Origin of the sequence: Leptotrichia hongkongensis (genome assembly GCF_007990635.1) — a bacterium.
GTDB classification, from domain to species: domain Bacteria; phylum Fusobacteriota; class Fusobacteriia; order Fusobacteriales; family Leptotrichiaceae; genus Leptotrichia; species Leptotrichia hongkongensis.
In genome coordinates, this window is record NZ_AP019846.1 from 679,914 (window position 1) to 700,043 (window position 20,130).

The following is a 20,130-nucleotide window of genomic DNA, read 5'->3' on the forward strand; positions in this document are numbered from 1 at the left end:
AAAATGAAAAAATGAAATGGATAAAAGTAAAAGTAGATTATTTTTCGGATAACTTAAAAGAAACAAAGACAAAATTAGTAAATATGTTTGATGAAATTGGAATTAAACAGATAGAAGTTATTGATTACTTTTCTGAAAATATACTGGATTATAATGCTAATTTTGCAATAAAAAATGATGTTTGGAGTATAATTGGATATGTTGTTGATAACAGATTTGCAAATACAAAATTAAATATTATTTTTAATAATTTAAAAGAATTTCAGAATTCAGATGTGGAGTTTATGTATGAAATTTATACAGCTAAATGTAATGACGAAGACTGGCAAGATGAATGGAAAAAATATTTTCATACTGTAAATATAACTGACAATATTGTTATAAAGCCAAGTTGGGATAAGTATGAACTAGAAAATAATGAAATTGTAATTGAAATTGATCCAGGGCTTGCCTTTGGAACAGGAACGCATGAAACGACTTCATTATGTGTGGAATTTTTAGAGAAATATTCGGAAAATAAAAAGAAATTACTGGATATAGGTTGTGGCTCCGGTATTTTGATGTTGATTGGGAAAAAATTAGGTGTGAAAAAGGTTGTTGGAATTGATATTGATGAAAAAGTTCGAGATGTTGTTTTGGAAAATTTTTCTAAAAATGACATAAATGATAATTTTGAAGTGATAATTGGAAATTTGGTAGATGATGTCAGTGAAAAATATGATTTAGTTGTGTCAAATATTTTGGTAGATGTTCTGGAAAAACTGCTTGAAGATATAGAAAAGATTTTAGAAAAAGATGCAACTGTTATTTTTTCTGGAATTTTGAGTGAAAAAGAAGAGACATTTGTAAATAAAGCTAAAAATTATAACTTAGAACAAATCGACAGAAAAGAAAAAAACAACTGGGTATCGCTTGTTTTCAAATATATAAAGTAATTAATTTAAAAGTTTAAAAATCTTGTTATGTTTATACAAAGTAATATAAGTGGAATAGTCGAAATTTTCAATCTTGAATTTTAGAATAATTTAAAAAGGAAAAACAGAATAATATTAATAATATAGAAAGTAGGAAGAATATATGATAATTGCTATTGATGGTCCTGCTGGAAGTGGGAAAAGCACTATCGCAAAATTGATTGCAGAGGATTTGGGACTTGTTTATCTTGATACAGGAGCAATGTATAGGCTTGTTACATTAAAGGCTTTAAATGAAGGAATTTTGGATAATTTAGACAAAATCATAAAAATGCTGGATGATTTGAGAATTGATATTAAAAAAAATGGATTTTATCTAGATGATACAAATGTGAGTGAGGAGATTAGAAAACCTGTTGTTTCGGAAAATGTATCCGATATTGCAGCGATACGTGAGGTTCGTGAAAAAATGGTCGATTTACAGAGAAAATTTTCAGAATCGAAAAATGTTATTCTGGATGGACGTGATATTGGGACGGTTGTTTTTCCAAATGCAGATGTAAAAATATTTTTGATTGCAGATGCTAAAGAAAGAGCGAATAGACGTTATAAGGAACTTATTGCAAAAGGGGAAAATGTTAAAATTGAAGAAATTTATGAAAATATTTTGAAAAGGGACAAAATTGATTCAACAAGAAACGAAAGCCCACTAAAAAAAGCTGATGATGCAATTGAAGTAGATACAACTTCTAAAAGTATTGAGGAAGTAAAAAATGAAATTTTATATATAATTAAGCAAAAAAATAAAATCTAAAATCTTATTTTAAGTATATATATAATAACATGAGGTTTAATAATTGTTGTGAATTTGATTTCTTTAAAATTATAAAATCCATAGAATAATAAAAAAATGAAAAAAAATCAAAAAATTTAAAAAAAACACTAGACAAATACTGAAAATAGTGTATAATAGTCTAGTACTTTAAAAAAAAAGAATAATTTGGAGGATTGATTAATATGTCAAAAAAAGAATTTGTAGATGCTTATGCAAAAGCTACAGGAGAAACTAAAAAAAGAGCAGAAGAATTGGTAAATCAATTTTTAGAAACTGTTGAAGAAACATTATTAAAAGGAGATTCTGTTCAATTTGTTGGATGGGGAACATTTGAAGTAAAAGAAAGAGCAGCAAGAACAGGTATTAACCCTCAAACTAAAAAGAAATTAAAATACCTGCTAAAAATGTTGTTAAATTTAAAGTAGGTAAAAAATTAGCTGATAACGTAGCAAAAAGAAAATAATTTTTGTTTTTTAAATTAATGAAAGGCTATTTCTAAATGTAAAATCATTAAGAGATAGTCTTTTTGATTAAAAAAAAATTAAAAAATGAGGAAAATATGATTTTATATAATTTATTAAGAATTTTACTATATTTTATAATATCTATTCTAGCAATATTCAATAAAAAATTGTTAAAATTTTTTAAATCACGTCTATTTCAAAAAATCGGAAATGATAATTTTCTTAATGATAATGAAGAGGCAATACTTATTCATTTCTCGTCAGTAGGAGAATTTAATCTAACACAGGAATTAATTGAAAAAATACTGAAAGATAGTAATCGGAAACTAATCCTTTCTGTTATGACCGATACTGGATTTTCAATAGTTAATAAAAAATATTCTGAAAATGGAAATGTTAAAATAATTTATTTTCCACTTGATGATTTTTTTACAGTTCATAAAATTTATCAAAAATATAAAATAGAGAAAACGATAATCATAGAAACTGAAATATGGCCAAATTTATATTATTTTGCCTCATCAAATGGAGAACTGCTTATTGTCAATGGAAGACTTACTGAAAAGAAATTGAAGTCATATTTAAAATTTGGATGGCTTATAAGAAAAACATTAAACCGTGCTACAAAAATAATGGTACAAAGTACTTCAGATAAGGAAAGATACGAAAAAATAGGAATTGACAAGCACAAAATTAAAGTTTATAAAAATCTGAAATATTCGATTAAATATAATAGAATCACAGAAGAAGAGATAAAAAAATATAACGAAACAGTTATAGATAAAAATAAAAAAGTAATTGTATGTGGAAGTACACGTCCGAATGAAGAAAAAATTTGGTTGGAAGTATTTAAACAGATAAATGTTGATAACGAGTATCAATTAGTACTTGTACCAAGACATTTGGAAAGAATAGGTGAAATTGAAAATATTATTTTGGAAAATTTTTCAAAAGATGAATATTCATTAATTACACAAATTGAAAAAGATAACAAAAATAAAGATTATAAAAAAATAATTTTAGTTGATAAAATAGGAATTTTAACAGATTTTTATCAGATAGCAGATTTTGTATTTGTTGGAGGGACTCTCGTAGATATTGGTGGACATTCGATTTTAGAGCCATTGTATTATGGTAAAAAGCCAATTATTGGAAAATATTTTCAGAATATAGAAGAAATTGTTAAGGATGCTAAAGAATTAGGTTTTATCGAAATTGTAAAAGATAAGCATGAGATTATTGAATACTTGAGAAAATCTGAAAATGTTGATACAAGAGAATTTTTGAAAAAATAATGAAATTGATAAAATTTTGAAAGAAATTTTGATTAATTATTATTTAGAATTCCAATTTTTGTTGGAAAATAATTGAATAAATAAAAAATAAGGAAAGTAATAAAATGAAAGATACGAATAAAATTAAAATTATAGGAAAAAATAGTCAAAAAATAGAGATTACAGAAGCTGAACAAGAACAACGGAAAAGAATAAAAAAAGTAAATGATGAATTTAAAAAAATTAATGCTGAAAAAAGTAAAATGATAAATGAAAAGGAAATTTGGAAATATTTTTTTGAAAAACCTAAAAAAAATTATAACAAATATATGTGTGAAATGCTTGAATTTCCTGAGTATTTAATGTATAATAATGAAAGTGTAGATAGTTATCGTGGAAAATGGAGTGAATTTTTTCAGAATGATAACAATATATATCTAGAAATCGGATGTGGAAGTGGAAATTTTACTGTAAAAAATGCACAGAAATTTAAAGATAGAAACTACATTGCTTTGGAATTAAGATTTAAGAGGCTTGTTTTAGCAGCTAAAAAATCTAAAAAAAGGAATTTGAATAATATTCTCTTTATAAGAAAAAGAGCAGAAACAATATTGGATTTTATTGGAAAAAACGAAATAACAGGAGTTTATGTTAATTTTCCAGATCCTTGGGAAGGCGAAGAGAGAAAAAGAGTTGTAAGTGAGGATTTATTTTCGAGGCTAGATATAATTTTAAAAACAGGTGGAAAATTATTTTTTAAAACAGATCACGAACAATATTATGAGGATGTTCTGGAACTAGTAAATAATATTGATAACTACAAAGTAATTTATAGAACAAAAGATTTACACAATTCAGAAAAGGCTGAAGAAAATATCAGGACAGAATTTGAAGAAATGTTTTTAAGTAAACATAATATGAATATTAAGTATATTGAAATTGAAAAAGTTAAATAAATTTTAGTTTTAAAATAAAATATTGAGAGGAGAGAGTAAGAATATTTTTTAGAAATATATGTCTAAAATTCTTATGAAAATTATGGAAAATAAAAATACTTATAGTGAATTGCTGTACAAATCGAATCCATTTAATTATACTATACCATCTCTGTTAGAAGCACATGGGAAATTATACGGATTGAATCCTAAAGACTCAAGAAAGGCAAGAGTACTGGAATTAGGTTCATCTTTTGGAGGGAATATTATTACTCAAGCACTTTATAATCCTGAAGCTGAATTTATTGGTATTGATTTAACAGCAGAACAAGTAAAAAAAGGAAATGAAGTCATTGAAAAAATCGGATTAAAAAATATTAAACTTATTGAAAAAAATATTTTGGATATAAATGAGGATTTTGGAAAATTTGATTATATTATTGTTCATGGTGTATTTTCATGGGTTCCTGAAATTGTAAAGGAAAAAATTCTGAAAATATGTAATGAAAATCTTACAGAAGAAGGAATTGCATACATTTCTTACAATACATATCCAGGCTGGAAAGAACCTGATAAAATTAGAGAAATGATGCTTTATGCTAATAAATATTTTCCAGAAATTTCACTTGGGGACAAAAATCAACGTGGAAAAGCCTTTATATCAATTGTAGCTCAAGAAATGAAAAGTTATACAGATATTTTTGAGAAAAAAGGAGATTTTATTAGACAAATTGAAGAAATTTTGAATATGCAAGATTATTATGTAGGTCATGAATATCTTGAGCATTATAATAATCCAATGTATTTACATGAATTTGTAGATTTATTAAAAGATCAAAATTTACAATATGTCTCTGATGTAGCATTAAGATTGTCAATTGGAAGTATATACAATCAAAGTACAGTAGAAAAATTACAGCAATTATCTCAAGGAGATCCCGTTATAAAAGAACAGTGTATTGATTTTATACTTGATACAAAATTTAGACGTTCAATAATATGCAAAAAAAATCAAGCAGAGAAGTTGAACTTTACAGAAAGTTTTCCGAATGAAATAATAGACTCCTTTTTATTAACATTGAAATTTACAGAAGAAGAGCTAAATACATTAAATGAAGAAAATATAAAATTAATTATGCTTGAACTTGTAAAGAAACCAAATCAAAGTTTTATGATTAAAGATGCTATGGAAATTTGGAAAAATTTAGTAAATTCTCAAGATAAAAGTGAAGAAAAAACTAATGAGGTTCTTGGTAATTTGAGAAAATTTGTTTTAAATTCGATGATTAGCGGTAAAATTAAATTTTATTGTTCTGAAATCGAGACTATAATGTATGAAGAAAATAAAGTTTATATACCAGAAAAATTCAGAAAATATTTAAAGACACTTATTATAGGAGAAGGTGCAAATATAATAGGAATTTCAAATTCAAGAAATGAAATTATTAACGACTTGAATGATGTGGATGTTATTGTGTCAGATATCTTGTCTGAGCCTAAGACAGAAAAGGAAATTATTGAAGAATTAGCAAAAACGACTATTTATAGAGCGGTGCCAGATGGTGAACCAATAGAAGTAGAAGCTTCGGAATATTTGCCTGAGAGTTTAAAAAAATTTGAATTTTTAGGATACTTTGCAAAAAAATAAGTATACAGAAAAATGTGATAGGTAACAAAAGCTTGTCACATTTTTTTATTTCAATATACTGATTTGATTATTATAGTAAAACTAGTTTAAAACAGAACTCAAAAATTATGACTATTTTACTCAAACCCTAAATTATATAATTTCTATCAGTTCAATTTTAAATGGGTTCGAGTATAATTTGTCTCAGACTAAAGATTGAATTTATTTGAATTTTATAAAAAAAAATTAAAAAAAATTAAGAATATTTTTAAATAAAAAATTTTCGTAGACAGAATAAAAAAAACATGTTATAATAAAAAGTCTAAGGATAATTAAGTAAATTCAAAGTAATTTGATGCTTAATAAAATAAGATGTAATATATGTAGTTGTATTGTTTTAATAACAGATTACAGGTTAATAAGGTGTAAGTTTGATTTTTTCAATATAATAATCAGGAGGGGAAATTATGAAGGAATTACAAAGATTTTTAGAATTGGATAATATAATTAAATTTTTGAAAACTAATTTATTTAAATTGTTAATAATTTTTCTAATTATAAAAATTGGAAAAATATTTAAGACTAGAATTGAAAAAATTTTGAAAATTATAATGGAAAAGTCAAATGTTGATAGAAGTTTAGCTTCATTTTTACTTTCAATTTATTCTATTTTATATTATTTTATTATAGTTTATTCTTCTATTGGAATTCTTGGAATTAACACATCTTCCATCACAACTTTTCTAGGAGCGGCTGGGATAATTTTTGGGATTGCTTTTAAGGAAACTTTGGGTAACTTTTGCGGCGGACTGATAATTCTTACATTTAAGCCATTTCGAGTTGGTGATACAATTGAGTATAATAATTATATTGGAACGGTTAAAAAGATTGAGCTTTTTTATACAAAAATGTTAAATCCACAAAATGAGCTTGTGATAATTCCAAATGGAATAGTTACGAATACGGAAATTCGGAACATTAAGCAGGATGGAGAACGTAGGCTTGATTTGGAAATTGGCGTTTCGTATAAGAGTGATATTCAGAAAGTAAAGAAGGTCTTAGAAAGAATAGTGAAAGAAGAAACGATGGATGAAATAGAAGAAACTAAAATAAAAAATAACTTGCTTGCAAAAATTCAGAATACAATTCTAGAAAAAAAAGAAAAAAGTAAAGTTAATTTGTTTTTTGCAATTTTTTCTAGAAAAAAAATGAAAGAAGCTGAAGATGATGCAAATAATGGAATTACAGAAGAAGTTGATGAAATTAATGAGAGTGTACAGAATAGTACAATATCAAAAAAAGATAGAAACAAAAAGATGATTTTAGCTTCAAAGGCTTCTGTTATTGGGGTTGGAAAATTGGCTGAATCTGCGATAATTTTCTATATTTATGTTTATACTCGTTCAGAAAATTATTTGAATCTGAAGCTAAAATTAAATGAAAAAATTAAGACTGAGTTTGATAAGGCTGGAATTGAGATACCTTATCCGCAAATGGATGTACATATAAAAGAATTTGAAAATAAGATCTAAAAAATGTTTAATCTAAGTATTTTTAATTTTATCAATTTAATGTAAAGTAGTTAAAAATAATAGAAAAATATAAAAGGAGAAGTTATGGAAATAAGGAGATTTTTGAATGACAATGCGGTACAAAGTAACTGTTATGTGATTTCTTACAGCAATGATTGTTATGTTGTAGATCCTGGTCAGGAAAAGATGAATGAAGTTGTTAGTTATATTAGTGAAAATAAATTAAATTTGTTAGCAATACTTCTTACTCACGGGCATTGGGATCATATTCTAGGAATACCATCGATACTGGAATATAAAAAAGTTCCAATTTATATAAGTGAAGGTGGATACGAATTTTTATTTAATCCTGAATTGTCACTTTTTGTTTGGAGAGAAGGAAAATTTGAATTAGATAAGGAAAATATTCAAATTGTAACATTGAAGGAAAATGATAAAGTTGGAAAAGAAGGAAAAGTCCTTGAAAGCTGCTCAGAATTTAACTTTGAAATAATTGAAACGCCAGGACATAGTAGAGGGGATATTTGTTATTACGATAAGGTTAACAAGATATTGATTTCTGGAGATACAATGTTTCAAGGGACTTATGGAAGAGTAGATTTACCAACTAGTAATCCTATTGAAATGGGAAAATCACTAAAGAAATTATTGGCATTGGATGAAGATATCAAGGTTTATCCAGGGCATGGTTTTGATACAACCATTGGTCAAGAAAGAAGATATTATTAAAGTTATGATTTAAAAAGTAAGGAAAAAAATGAAAATAATAGTTCAAAGAGTAAATTTTGCAGAAATATTTGTAAATAATAAATTTAAAGGGAAAATTCAAAAAGGAATAGTTGCATATATTGGAATTACTAACGGAGATTCTGTAAAGGATATTGATTTTTGCATTGACAAATTGATTAATCTGAGAATTTTTGATGATGAAAGTGGTAAACTGAATTTATCAGTAAAAGATATAAATGGAAATCTTCTAATTGTAAGTAATTTTACAATTTATGGAAACACGAAAAAAGGAAGAAGGCCAAATTATACTGATTCGGCACCAACTAGTGAAGCTTATGAAATTTATAATCTTTTTGTAAAAAAACTGGAGCAGACAGGAATTAGATTTGAAACTGGGGAATTTGGACAATATATGAGAATTGTTTCTGAAAATGACGGACCTGTAAATTTGATAATTGATTCAAAATAATTTTAGAGAGGAGAAAAAATGATAAAAAAATCAACATTTACTATGGCATGTATGCTGATGACAGTAGGATGTGCTAACTTACAGACAAATGAAGCAAATAAGGGGAAAATTGGAGAAAGAAGTAATGATGACCTTTCATCAAGAAATAATTCAGAAAGTGAAGATATTACTATTGAAATTGTAGGAGGGAAGAAAGAAAAAGTAGAAAATAACTATTCTGCTCCAAACAATAGGTCAGAACAAAAAAGAAGCGCATATAAAAGTACAGATACAACTAAAAAGACTGAAAAGTATAGCGAGTTAAACGAGAAAATAGATGACCTGAAAGTAACAAAGTTATTTGATGAAAATAAGTTGGTAGACCGTTCAATGCCAAATTCGCAGCTTGTATTACAAAAATTATCTGAATTAAAGAGAAAACATCAAGAAATATTGTTAAATGGTACTTTCAGTCAAAAAAAGACAGTAGAGCTGCAAAACCAATTATTAAAGACGTATAGTAATTGGAAAGGTACAAAATATTCGCTTGGTGGAGATTCAGAAAACGGGATAGATTGCTCAGCATTAACACGTAGAGTTTATCGGGAAGTATATGGATATGAACTGCCAAGAAGAACTGTGCAGCAGGTAAAAGTGGGAGCTCATGTCTCAAAAGAAGATTTGAAACCTGGAGATATTGTATTTTTCAGACCAGAAGAAAAAAATAACCATACAGCAGTTTATCTAGGAGATACACTTTTCATAAACGCTTCGTCATCTAAAGGAGTTGTAATTTCTACTTTGGAAAACACTTACTGGAATAAGTATTTTAAATATGGAGTAAGAGTAAGAACTGTTTAATAAATTTTAGAAAATATGTATTAAGTTTTGAGTTTGATACATATTTTTTATTATTATTTTTATATTGAAAAAGAGATGAGAATAGTGTATTATATATGTATTAGAATTAGGGTAATTTGAAAAATAATAAAAATTTAGATACAGAGCCTTAATCAAAAAAGTTTTTAGGAGGAAAAATAATGAAAAATTACAAAGTAGCAATTGTTGGGGCAACAGGGCTTGTTGGAAGAACATTTTTAAAAGTTTTAAAGGAAAGAAACTTTCCAGTAGAAAAATTATACCTTTATGCTTCGAAAAATTCAGCTGGTAAAAAAATTGAATTTAATGGAACAGAATATATTGTTATTGAACTAAAAGATGACACAATAGCTGATGATATTGATGTGGCTTTATTTTCGGCTGGTGGAGGAGTATCACTTGAATATGCTCCAAAATTTAAGGCAAAAGGTGCAGTTGTTATTGATAACAGCAGTGCTTGGAGAATGGATAAGAATATTCCGTTAATAGTTCCTGAAGCAAATCCAGAAGCACTGGAAAATCATCAAGGAATCATTGCAAATCCAAATTGCTCAACAATTCAGGTAATGCCTGTATTAAAAGTTTTACAAGAAAAATATGGACTAAAAAGAGTAATCTATTCAACTTATCAGGCTGTGGCAGGTTCTGGACAGAGAGGACTTGATGATTTGGAAGCTAATCTAAAAGGGGAGCCTTCAAAAGGTTATCCGCATCAAATTGCATTTAATGCATTGCCGCATATTGATGTTTTCTTAGATAATGGATATACCAAAGAAGAAGAAAAAATGATTAACGAAACTAGAAAAATATTAAACTTGCCAGATTTAAAAGCAACTGCGACTTGTGTGAGAGTACCAGTTAGATATGGACATGCAGTATCTGTAAACGTAGAATTAGAAAGACCATTTGAGTTGGAAGATGTAATTCGTGCATTTGAGGAAAAAGAAGGAGTTATAGTACAAAATGATGGTAAGAATAATATTTATCCAATGCCTATAAATGCTCAGGATACTGACGAAGTTTATGTTGGAAGAATCAGAAGAGATTTTTCAGCAGACAATGCCTTGAATTTATGGGTTGTAGCAGATAATATAAGAAAAGGTGCCGCTACAAACACAATTCAGATAGCTGAAACTTTAATAAAAAAAGGAGCATTATAATAAAATATGAAATTCAGTACAATAAGAAATAAAATATTAATATTATTAGTTTTTGTTGCAACTTTCATAACAGGATATAGTGATGACATAAAGGTTGGGATGGAGTGTGGATATGCTCCTTTCAACTGGTTTCAAAATGATGCTAAAAATGGTGCTGTAAAAGTTGATGGAGGTTATTGTGGGGGATATGACGTTGAAATAGCCAAAGTTATTGCAAAAAAATTGAATAAAAATTTGGTAATTGTAAAGACGAAATGGGAAGCATTGCTTGGCCCCGCACTAACTTCTGGAAAAGTTGATTTAGTTATAGCGGGAATGTCTGCAACGCCTGAAAGACGTCAAAGCCTAACATTTTCAAAACCATATTATGAATCAGATTTAGTAGTAGTTGTGAAAAAGAATGGAAAATATGCAAACGCCAAATCAATTAATGATTTTACAGGAGCAAAAATTACAGGGCAATTAAACACGCTTCACTATGATGTTATTGATCAGATGAAAGGTGTACAGAAGCAAACTGCAATGGAAAGTTTTCCAGCTATGATAGTAGCATTAAATTCAGGGAAAATAGATGGGTACATATCAGAAAGACCCGGAGCTATGGCGGCTCAATTTTCAAATCCTAATTTAAAGTTCATTTCGTTTGATAAGAATACAGGATTTAAATACGATACAGAAGAAGTGAATGTAGCTATTGGAATGAAATTGGGAAATACAGAGCTGGAGGAAAAAATCAATAAAATATTAGATGAAGATTTAACTCCTAAAGTACGTCAACGTATTATGGAAAAGTCTATACAAAATCAGCCAAATGAAGCCTCACGTTCATTTTTTGGATGGGTAATATTTTTTATAAAAAACAACTGGATGACTTTTGTGAAAGGTACACTTTCAACACTGTATATTTCAATTACAGGTACAGTAGTTGGATTTTTCATTGGATTACTGGTTGCATTATTAAGGTATTCAGAAGCAGAAATTGATGGACAGTCTCATAAGTATAAAAAAACTGGATTAAAATTCTTAAACTGGCTTTCTTCAATCTATATTGCTGTATTTAGAGGAACCCCAATGATAGTGCAATCAATGGTAATTTATTACGGATTATCGCAAGTATTTCATATTAATCTGTCACCAATGGTAGCGGCACTGTTTATTGTATCAATAAATACAGGTGCATATATGAGTGAAATTATACGTGGAGGGATTGATTCCATTGATAACGGACAGTTTGAAGCGGCAAAAGCTATTGGAATGACGAATTTTCAGTTGATGCAAAGTATCATTTTTCCACAGATGTTTAGAAATATTTTACCAATGATTGGAAATGAGCTTATTGTAAATATTAAAGATACATCTGTATTAAATGTAATAAGTGTTACTGAACTTTTCTTTATTTCAAATTCTGTTGCGGGAACTTACTCACGTTATTATGAAGTATTTATTATAACAAGTGTGATTTACTTCTTCTTAACGTTTACATTATCATTAATTTTAAAACAAATCGAAAAACGAATTGACGGGCCTCAACATTTTGAAATTTTAGATGATGCTAATGGGGAGGAGAAATAATGAGTAAAAAAGTTATTGAAATAAAAAATATTAGAAAAGATTTTGGAAAGAGAACAGTTTTAAAGGATGTAAACTTTGATGTTTATGAAAAGGAAGTTGTAAGTATAATTGGTTCGTCTGGAAGTGGAAAATCAACACTTTTAAGATGTATAAACTTACTTGAAAAGCCTACTAGCGGACAAGTCTTAATTCATGGAAAAGATGCGATGGCAGGAGATGTGTCACTTGTTACATTGCGAGAAAAAGTAGGAATGGTATTTCAGCAGTTTAATTTGTTTAATAATTTAAGTGTTTTAGAAAACTGTGTAATTGGACAAATGAAAGTTTTGAAAAAGTCAAGAGACGAGGCTGAGAAAATAGCAAGAGAATTTTTGGCAAAAGTAGGAATGGAACGTTTTGTTCATGCAAAGCCAAATCAAATTTCTGGTGGTCAGAAGCAACGGGTGGCAATAGCAAGAGCATTGGCGATGCAGCCAGAAGTTTTATTATTTGATGAGCCAACATCAGCGCTAGATCCTGAAATGGTTGGAGAAGTACTCAAAGTAATGAAAGATTTGGCAAAAAGTGGACTTACGATGATTGTTGTAACACATGAAATGGATTTTGCCCATGATGTTTCAAGTCGAGTTGTATTTATGGACCAAGGTGTGATTGTGGAAGATGACAAGCCTGAAAATATATTTGAAAATCCTAAACATGAAAGAACTAAGGAATTTTTAAGCAGAATGTTAAGTAAATAAAATGAGATTATTTATAAATTAAGACTAAAAAACAATTAAAACTAAAAATATTCCTTGAATTTTTTAAAAAATAGTGTAAAATAGTAAAAGTAAAATAACTAAAAATAAAAAAATATTATAATTAAGGAGAAAAAATGGCAAAAAGAAAGCTGAAGATATTAAATTAACTTTGACTGATGAAGAAAGAGAAGGGTTGGATAACGACGGAATAAAAAGAATTTTGACTAATAAAGCTATATTAGATGTAGCAAAAGGATATGAATTTTCAGAAGAAGAAAAAGAAGAATTTGATTATTTCTTTACAAATGAAAAACACAAATTTTTTGTTGCTAAAATGATTGAAGATAAAATTTCTGTAAATGAAAATGATGTTACAAAATTATATACAGATAATAAAGCTGATTTTGATGCACAAAATATTCCTTTCTCACAAGCTAGGGAAATTATCCAAAGAGATTTGTTAAATCAACAAATAGCTACTTTAGAAGCTGAAGAATTAAACAAATTAGTCGAAGAAATGCAAGATAAAATAGAAATCACTAAAAAAGAAATTCTGTTCTCAAAAGGAGATGCAGAAGTTCTAAAAACTTTAATCGTTGGTAAAATAATTTCTAAAAAAATGGCTGATGAAAAATTTGAAGAACAAAATAAAAAAGATTTAGAAATTATAAAAGATAACGTATACGTTAATTACTACTTAGATTTACAAGTAAGAAAAAATGTAAAAGTTACTCAAGAAGAAATTGCTGAAATCTACGAAAATGAAAAAGCAAAATTAGGAAATGTAACTCCAAATAGTGCTTATCAACAAATAGCAAATGGATTATTAAACACTAGAGCAATTGAAGAAAGAAATAAGCTAGTAAATAAAATTATAGAAGACTATAAAGTTGATGAAGTTGCAAAGAAATATACAGAAGCTGAATAATTAAAAATATTAATTTAAAAAACTGAAAAGTAGTAATTTTTATGAAATTCAGTTTTTTTATTTGTTTTGTAGAGTTATTCATTATAACAAATTTAAAGTATACGTTTTATATGATTAACTCCAAAACTTTCCTTTCCATTTTTCATAAATTTCACTCGAATAAAATTTATTAGTATACTAAAACTAAAAATTTATTCTATATAAAGAAAAATATTATTATGAATTTTTAAAATTTTAACTTTTAAGTAAAGTATAGTAAAACTAGTTTAAAACAGAACTCAAAAATTATGACTATTTCACTCAAACCCTAAATTATATAATTTCTATCAGTTCAATTTTAAATGGGTTCGAGTATAATATTTAATTTAATCATATTTTCTATAAAATAAAACTCAGATATTTTAGTAAAATAACTATGATATCTGAGTTAAAATAATTTTTATAATTTTTGATTTAATAAATGTCCCATTTTTTCCTTTTTCACTTTTAAATAATTTTTATCCACATCGTTTGCAGTAATTTCAATTTCTGAACGTCCAGAAACTTTAATCCCATATTTCTCGAGTCCTTCAATTTTTTTTGGATTATTAGTTTTTAAAATAATTGATTTTATTTCTAAATCCTTTATAATCTGTGCTGCTACAGCATAATCTCTTAAATCATCAGAAAATCCTAATTTATGATTTGCTTCCACAGTATCATACCCTTCATCTTGAAGTTTATATGCTTTTAATTTATTTAAAATACCGATTCCACGCCCTTCTTGACGTAGATAAATTATAAGTCCTTCTCCGCTTTCTTCCAGTTCGTGTAAAGCTCTGTGAAGTTGTTCCTGACAGTCACAGCGTTTTGATCCAAAAACATCGCCAGTTAGGCATTCAGAATGAAGTCTGACTACGATATTCTCTTTATTTTTTATTTCCCCTTTCATAACGGCAATATATTCTTTATGTTCAATTTTGTCACTATAACCTGCAAAAGTAAAGTTTCCAAATTGTGTTGGGATATCAACAATTGCTTCATTTTTAACTAATTTTTCGTTTTTTTTTATGTAAACAATTAAATCATCAATTGTAATTAATTTTAAATTATGTTTTTGGCAAAATTCAAATAAATCATTTCGACGAGCCATTTCCCCATCTTCTCTTAAAATTTCCATAATTACACCTATATCAGAAAATCCAGCAAGTTTAGATAATTCAACAGCAGCCTCAGTATGTCCTTTTCTTTCAAGAACGCCACCTTCACGTGCGATTAGCGGAAATATATGTCCTGGTTTTCTAAAGTCTTTTGCGGTTTTTAGAGGATTTGCCAAGTCTTTTATTGTTTTTAGTCTATCACCTGCAGAAATTCCAGTAGTTGTACCTTCCAGCGCGTCAACTGATACTGCAAAAGCAGTTCCGTAATAATCAGTATTGTGCTGAACCATCGGATTTAATTCAAGTTCTTCGGCTCTCTTTTTAGACATTGGTACACACATAAGTCCACGTGCTTCGTTAATTATGAAATTTAAAGTTTCATAAGTTACTGCATCAGCCGGAATTACAAAATCCCCTTCATTTTCCCTGTCCTTATCGTCAACAACCACTACTGGAATACCATTTTTTAAATCTTCAATGGCAGCTTCAATGCTGTCAAAATTCATCTTTTTTTCTGACATTTAAAATCACTTCTTTCTTCTTGTTTTATATTTTTAATTAAAATCCATGTTTTTGTAAAAATTCCATTGTTAAATTGGAGTTTTTGCCTTTATTTTCTGTATTTTCAAAATTGTCAAACTTTAATATTTTTTCAACATATTTTCCAAACAAATCTGTTTCAATATTCACAAAATCTCCAGTTTTTTTCATTCCAATGGTAATATTTTCAATCGTATGTGGGATAAGTGAAACTGAGAAAATCCCATCATTATCATTTACATCAATTACTGTAAGGCTCGCTCCGTCAATCGTTACACGTCCTTTTTCAACAATATATTTCATATTATTTTTATAATTTTTATCCAGCTGGAATTCATACACTTTTGCAATCCCTTTGTCTGTAATTGATACAATTTTAGCCTCACAGTCAACATCTCCCATTACAAGATGTCCACCTAAAAAAGTCATAAGTGTAAGTGACTTTTCAAGATTCACAATATCTCCAGCCTTAGCACGTTTTAAACCGCTTCTTTCAATAGTTTCAAACATTACATCGGCAGTAAAGTCGTTTCCATTTAGTTTTGTAACAGTCAGACAGACGCCATTTACAGCGATACTATCCCCAATCTGTGCTTTTTCAGCGACTTTTTTTCCCCTTATTGTAATCTCGATACTTGCAGATTTTTTTGCAATATCAATAATTTTTCCAGTTTCTTCAACTAAACCAGTAAACATAATTTTCTCCTGATTTTTAATTTTTTATTTTAAATTATAGTAGAAAGTTAAGTTGTATTTATAACCAATCTACTAACTATAATTTTTTTGTAAAAATTCCATTCCAACATTTTCATCATAAACATTATATTTTACGTTTTTCAAAACGATGGCTCCATTCATATTTTTTTTATCAAATCCAGCAATAAAAGATTTTCCTTCAGTATCGCCTAAAATTTTATTAGCAATGAAAATTTCTCCAGCATCAATAACATCTTCTTCAAATGCTTGTGAAATAAGTGATTGTCCACCTTCCAGCAAAATTGAGTCAATTCCTAATTTTCCAATTTTGTCAAGGATTTCTTTAAAATTGAATTTTGTACCATTTAAAAATACAAATTTAACCTTGTTATTTTTAGAAAAATCTAACTGCTTTTCAGAATTTTTATTTTTTTCTGATGTAATAATTATGGTTTTTTCATCAATATTTTCCTTAATAACAGTATAATCTTTTTCAGTTTTTAAATGTGGATCAATAATTATTCTATATGGATTTACACCGTTTTCAATTCTCGCAGTAAGACTTGGATTATCAGCTAGAATAGTATTTATTCCAACCATTATTCCCATAAATTTATTTCGGTAAAATTGTACTTTTTCACGTGCCGCTTCGTTTGTAATCCATTTTGAATTTCCTGTTTTTGTAGCAATTTTTCCATCTAGAGTAATTGCACATTTTAAGAATAAATATGGTAATTTTGTCATAATATATTTGAAAAACACTTGGTTTATTTTGTCGCATTCTTCTTTCAAAATATTTTCAGTAACTTCAATTCCAGCATTTTTCAATATTTGTATGCCTTTTCCAGCTACTTTTGGATTTTGGTCAGACGAGCCGATAACACATCTTTTTAGTCCCAATTTTACAATTTTTTCTGCACAAGGCGGTGTTTTTCCATAATGCGAGCAAGGTTCCAATGTAACATAAATTGTTGCATCTGACAAATCTTTAGAATTTTTTGAAGCTTCATTCAAGGCATAAACTTCGGCGTGAGGTCCTCCAAAATATTTGTGATAGCCAGTTCCAATAACTTTTCCATCTTGAACGACGATAGCTCCAACCATTGGATTGGGATTTACTGACCCAACCCCTTTTTTTGCCAGTTCAATTGCCATTTTCATATATTTTTCATCAATATTTTCATTCATTTTATTTTTTCCTTTATTATAGTAAAACTGATTTAAAACTAAACTCAAAAGGCTATGACTATTTTACTCAAACCCTAAATTTACATAATTTTTATAGTTTAATTTTAAATAGGTTTGAGTATAATTCATGATGCTATCAATTAAATTTATAATTTTATTTTTATCAAAATTTTTTGAAAATTTTACAAAAATATTTTTTATCCAATTTCTTTTATTAAATTAATCATTTCGATTGCAGAAAATGCAGCATCTGCACCTTTATTTCCAGCTTTTGTTCCGGCTCTTTCAATAGCTTCTTCAATGTTGTTTGTAGTTAAAACTCCAAAAATTACAGGTAATTCACTTTGCAATGAAATTTGGGCAACTCCTTTTGAAACTTCTGAACAAACATAGTCAAAGTGTGGTGTAGAACCTTTTATAACAGCTCCAAGAGTAATTATAGCATCATATTTTTGTGTATTTGCTAATTTTTTTGCAATTAGTGGTATTTCAAAAGCTCCTGGAACCCAAGCAATATCAATATTTTCTTCAGAAACATCATTTCTTTTTAATACATCCAAAGCCCCTCCAATCAATTTTGAAGTAATGAATTCATTAAATCTTCCAGCTACAATAGCTATTTTTACATTTCTTCCATCAAATTTTCCTTCAAAAGTTCTCATTTTTAAATCATCCTCTCATTATTTAATTTTTTATTTTCATTTAAAACTAAAAAAGCCAAGAATACTAAGATTCAAGGCTTTTATATAAAGGTAGGTAATTTTAATTTGTAATTATTATAATTCTGAATTTTACATAAATAACTGAGTTATATACAACAAAATTATTTAATAAATTCATATTAAAAATTAATCATTTCACTTCTACCATCTAGACTGTAACTATCGGTACTGGAATTGCACCAGTTCATGTCGTTTTAATTTTATTTAAAATAAAAACAACTCGTGGACTTTACCACCGGTCGGGAATTTCGCCCTGCCCTGAAGTTTTAAATTTATTTTCTAAACTAATAATATCACTTTTTTGTTATAATTACAAGCATTTTTTCAAAATAATATAAAATTTTTAGGAAAAAATCATTTTTTTATTGACAAAATTTAAAACATAAGGTATCATTATATAAATTAAAATAAAATTAATAAATATAAAAATGTTAAAAAACATTTATATAAAATAAATTTTTTATTAATTAAAATAATAATATAAATAATAGGAGGAAAAATGAGAAAAATACTAAAAATTTCAATTTTTATAGTATTTATAGCATGTAGTAACAGTAAAAGTGATGAGTTGAAAGAAAATAGAAATACAAATGAACAAATGGCACAAATTCATACAATTTCCAAAAAAGATAAAAGCTGTACTGAACTAGAAAAATATAATATTAATGCTGAAAAAATAGACTTGAGAAATAAAGGGCTGGAAGAGATAAATTGCGTTGGAAATTACAAAAATGTAAAAATTCTTGATTTACGTTGGAATAGAATAAAGGACATAAAGCCGTTGAAAAATCTAAAAAAAATAGAAGTGTTGAAAATAAATTTTAATCAGATAGAAGATGTAAAGCCGTTATTAAATTTGCCAAATTTAAGGGAATTATGGATACATAACAATAAAATAAGTGATATTAGAGGGATTGGAAAATTAACAAAGCTCGAACATTTGGATGTAAGTTTTAATCCATTAAAAAATGGAGTTGACGAAATTTCTCGATTAAAAAACTTAAAAAGGCTGGAATTACGTGAAGTTCCAAAAGAAATTGTAGATTATGTATATGAAAATTATCGTGATTTCATGATTCCTAAAAAAATATTTATAGAAGAAAGATACCCAGAACTTACTGCAAAGAGAGAAAATGTGGTAAAATATCCTAATTTTTCAGAATTTGAGAGCAAAATAAACGGTTTTGAAACAGTAAAGATTATAAAAGAACTTTCTACAAAGGAAATTGCACTAGATAAACTTCCGAAAGAGATTTACAAGATAGTTGATGAATATAATAGAAATTCTAAAGAAGCAGATGATAAAGTGGAAGGGGCAACTTTTTTTACAAATAATATTTACTCAATATACACTCTTACATATCCTTATGCCTATGCGGGACAATCAAATAGTGAAACTTTTTTTACAAAAAATGGAAAAGTAATAGTAAAAGATATAGTAAATTTGGATTCACAATTGGAAAGCATTGATGGAAATAATCTGTTTTTATCAATAGTTGCAGCAAGTGGAGGGACAAATTATGTGATAACGGATATGAAAAGTGAACATTTGTGGCGTGAGGAATTTAGGGATTTTGGGCTAGTATCACCTAAGAGAACAGGTAAAATTTTTATAACGGCTTCAAAGGAAAATGTTGTTAATGTAAGAGAAAACCATGGTTCAGATAGTTCGATAATTCATAAATTAGCGAATAACGTTACAGTTGAGGAAATCTTAAACGAAGGTGCTTGGAAATATGTGTATTTTTATAATAAAGATGGGGGATATTATATGAAAGGATATATACATAAAAGCCAGTTAAAATAGT

At 27.5% G+C, this 20,130-nt stretch carries 18 protein-coding genes, 1 pseudogene and 1 riboswitch; of the genes and pseudogenes, 15 read left to right on the forward strand and 4 right to left on the reverse strand.

Annotation, left to right across the window (positions count from 1 at the left end; all coding sequences use genetic code 11):
• The first annotated feature begins 11 nt into the window (after positions 1 to 11).
• From prmA to FVE75_RS03330, 14 genes and pseudogenes are all read left to right on the forward strand, one after another.
• Entirely contained in the window at positions 12 to 935 is a 924-nt protein-coding gene (prmA, locus tag FVE75_RS03265) for a 50S ribosomal protein L11 methyltransferase (RefSeq protein WP_147005200.1), read from the forward strand.
• A gap of 142 nt (positions 936 to 1,077) precedes the next feature.
• Complete coding sequence (gene cmk, locus FVE75_RS03270) at positions 1,078 to 1,728, forward strand: (d)CMP kinase (RefSeq protein WP_147005201.1); 651 nt, start codon at positions 1,078 to 1,080, stop codon at positions 1,726 to 1,728.
• 203 nt (positions 1,729 to 1,931) lie between these two features.
• Positions 1,932 to 2,212: pseudogene (locus FVE75_RS03275) on the forward strand (HU family DNA-binding protein).
• Between the two features lie 63 nt (positions 2,213 to 2,275).
• Positions 2,276 to 3,508 carry a 3-deoxy-D-manno-octulosonic acid transferase gene (locus FVE75_RS03280; RefSeq protein WP_232052604.1) on the forward strand — a complete coding sequence of 411 codons (1,233 nt, stop codon included), beginning with the start codon at positions 2,276 to 2,278 and terminating at the stop codon, positions 3,506 to 3,508.
• A gap of 104 nt (positions 3,509 to 3,612) precedes the next feature.
• Positions 3,613 to 4,443, forward strand: coding sequence for a tRNA (guanosine(46)-N7)-methyltransferase TrmB (trmB, locus tag FVE75_RS03285; RefSeq protein WP_147005202.1), 831 nt, complete (start codon positions 3,613 to 3,615; stop codon positions 4,441 to 4,443).
• A gap of 82 nt (positions 4,444 to 4,525) precedes the next feature.
• A complete protein-coding gene (locus tag FVE75_RS03290; RefSeq protein ID WP_147006437.1) occupies positions 4,526 to 6,070 on the forward strand; it encodes a methyltransferase regulatory domain-containing protein in 1,545 nt (514 codons plus the stop codon).
• A 446-nt stretch (positions 6,071 to 6,516) separates the two neighbouring features.
• A complete protein-coding gene (locus FVE75_RS03295) occupies positions 6,517 to 7,581 on the forward strand; it encodes a mechanosensitive ion channel family protein (RefSeq protein ID WP_147005203.1) in 1,065 nt (354 codons plus the stop codon).
• A gap of 84 nt (positions 7,582 to 7,665) precedes the next feature.
• Entirely contained in the window at positions 7,666 to 8,310 is a 645-nt protein-coding gene (locus FVE75_RS03300) for an MBL fold metallo-hydrolase (protein ID WP_147005204.1), read from the forward strand.
• 28 nt (positions 8,311 to 8,338) lie between these two features.
• A complete protein-coding gene (gene dtd, locus FVE75_RS03305) occupies positions 8,339 to 8,779 on the forward strand; it encodes a D-aminoacyl-tRNA deacylase (RefSeq protein ID WP_147005205.1) in 441 nt (146 codons plus the stop codon).
• A gap of 18 nt (positions 8,780 to 8,797) precedes the next feature.
• Positions 8,798 to 9,619: a C40 family peptidase gene (locus FVE75_RS03310; protein ID WP_147005206.1), complete on the forward strand. Its 822-nt coding sequence runs from the start codon at positions 8,798 to 8,800 to the stop codon at positions 9,617 to 9,619.
• A 179-nt stretch (positions 9,620 to 9,798) separates the two neighbouring features.
• On the forward strand, positions 9,799 to 10,797 hold the full coding sequence (locus FVE75_RS03315; protein ID WP_147005207.1) for an aspartate-semialdehyde dehydrogenase: 999 nt from the start codon (positions 9,799 to 9,801) through the stop codon (positions 10,795 to 10,797).
• Positions 10,798 to 10,803: 6 nt separating this feature from the next.
• Entirely contained in the window at positions 10,804 to 12,369 is a 1,566-nt protein-coding gene (locus tag FVE75_RS03320) for an ABC transporter substrate-binding protein/permease (protein WP_147005208.1), read from the forward strand.
• Positions 12,369 to 13,109, forward strand: a complete 741-nt coding sequence (locus FVE75_RS03325; protein ID WP_006803538.1) for an amino acid ABC transporter ATP-binding protein — start codon at positions 12,369 to 12,371, stop codon at positions 13,107 to 13,109. Before FVE75_RS03320 ends, FVE75_RS03325 begins: the two co-directional genes overlap by 1 nt.
• Before the next feature lie 169 nt (positions 13,110 to 13,278).
• Positions 13,279 to 14,037 carry a viral A-type inclusion protein gene (locus FVE75_RS03330; protein WP_232052605.1) on the forward strand — a complete coding sequence of 253 codons (759 nt, stop codon included), beginning with the start codon at positions 13,279 to 13,281 and terminating at the stop codon, positions 14,035 to 14,037.
• Between the two features lie 439 nt (positions 14,038 to 14,476).
• On the opposite strand, the gene FVE75_RS03335 is transcribed toward FVE75_RS03330, so the two are convergent.
• The 4 genes from FVE75_RS03335 to ribH form a co-directional block, all read right to left on the reverse strand.
• Entirely contained in the window at positions 14,477 to 15,697 is a 1,221-nt protein-coding gene (locus tag FVE75_RS03335) for a bifunctional 3,4-dihydroxy-2-butanone-4-phosphate synthase/GTP cyclohydrolase II (RefSeq protein ID WP_147005210.1), read from the reverse strand.
• A 37-nt stretch (positions 15,698 to 15,734) separates the two neighbouring features.
• Positions 15,735 to 16,412 (reverse strand): riboflavin synthase, encoded by a 678-nt coding sequence (locus tag FVE75_RS03340; protein ID WP_147005211.1) that lies wholly within the window; start codon positions 16,410 to 16,412, stop codon positions 15,735 to 15,737.
• Between the two features lie 72 nt (positions 16,413 to 16,484).
• On the reverse strand, positions 16,485 to 17,600 hold the full coding sequence (ribD, locus tag FVE75_RS03345) for a bifunctional diaminohydroxyphosphoribosylaminopyrimidine deaminase/5-amino-6-(5-phosphoribosylamino)uracil reductase RibD (protein ID WP_147005212.1): 1,116 nt from the start codon (positions 17,598 to 17,600) through the stop codon (positions 16,485 to 16,487).
• Between the two features lie 197 nt (positions 17,601 to 17,797).
• Positions 17,798 to 18,262, reverse strand: coding sequence for a 6,7-dimethyl-8-ribityllumazine synthase (gene ribH / locus FVE75_RS03350; protein ID WP_147005213.1), 465 nt, complete (start codon positions 18,260 to 18,262; stop codon positions 17,798 to 17,800).
• A 192-nt stretch (positions 18,263 to 18,454) separates the two neighbouring features.
• A riboswitch (FMN riboswitch) is annotated at positions 18,455 to 18,592 on the reverse strand.
• Positions 18,593 to 18,821: 229 nt separating this feature from the next.
• Between ribH and FVE75_RS03355 the strand changes: the two genes are divergently transcribed.
• Positions 18,822 to 20,129 carry a leucine-rich repeat domain-containing protein gene (locus tag FVE75_RS03355; protein WP_147005214.1) on the forward strand — a complete coding sequence of 436 codons (1,308 nt, stop codon included), beginning with the start codon at positions 18,822 to 18,824 and terminating at the stop codon, positions 20,127 to 20,129.
• Position 20,130: the final 1 nt, after the last annotated feature.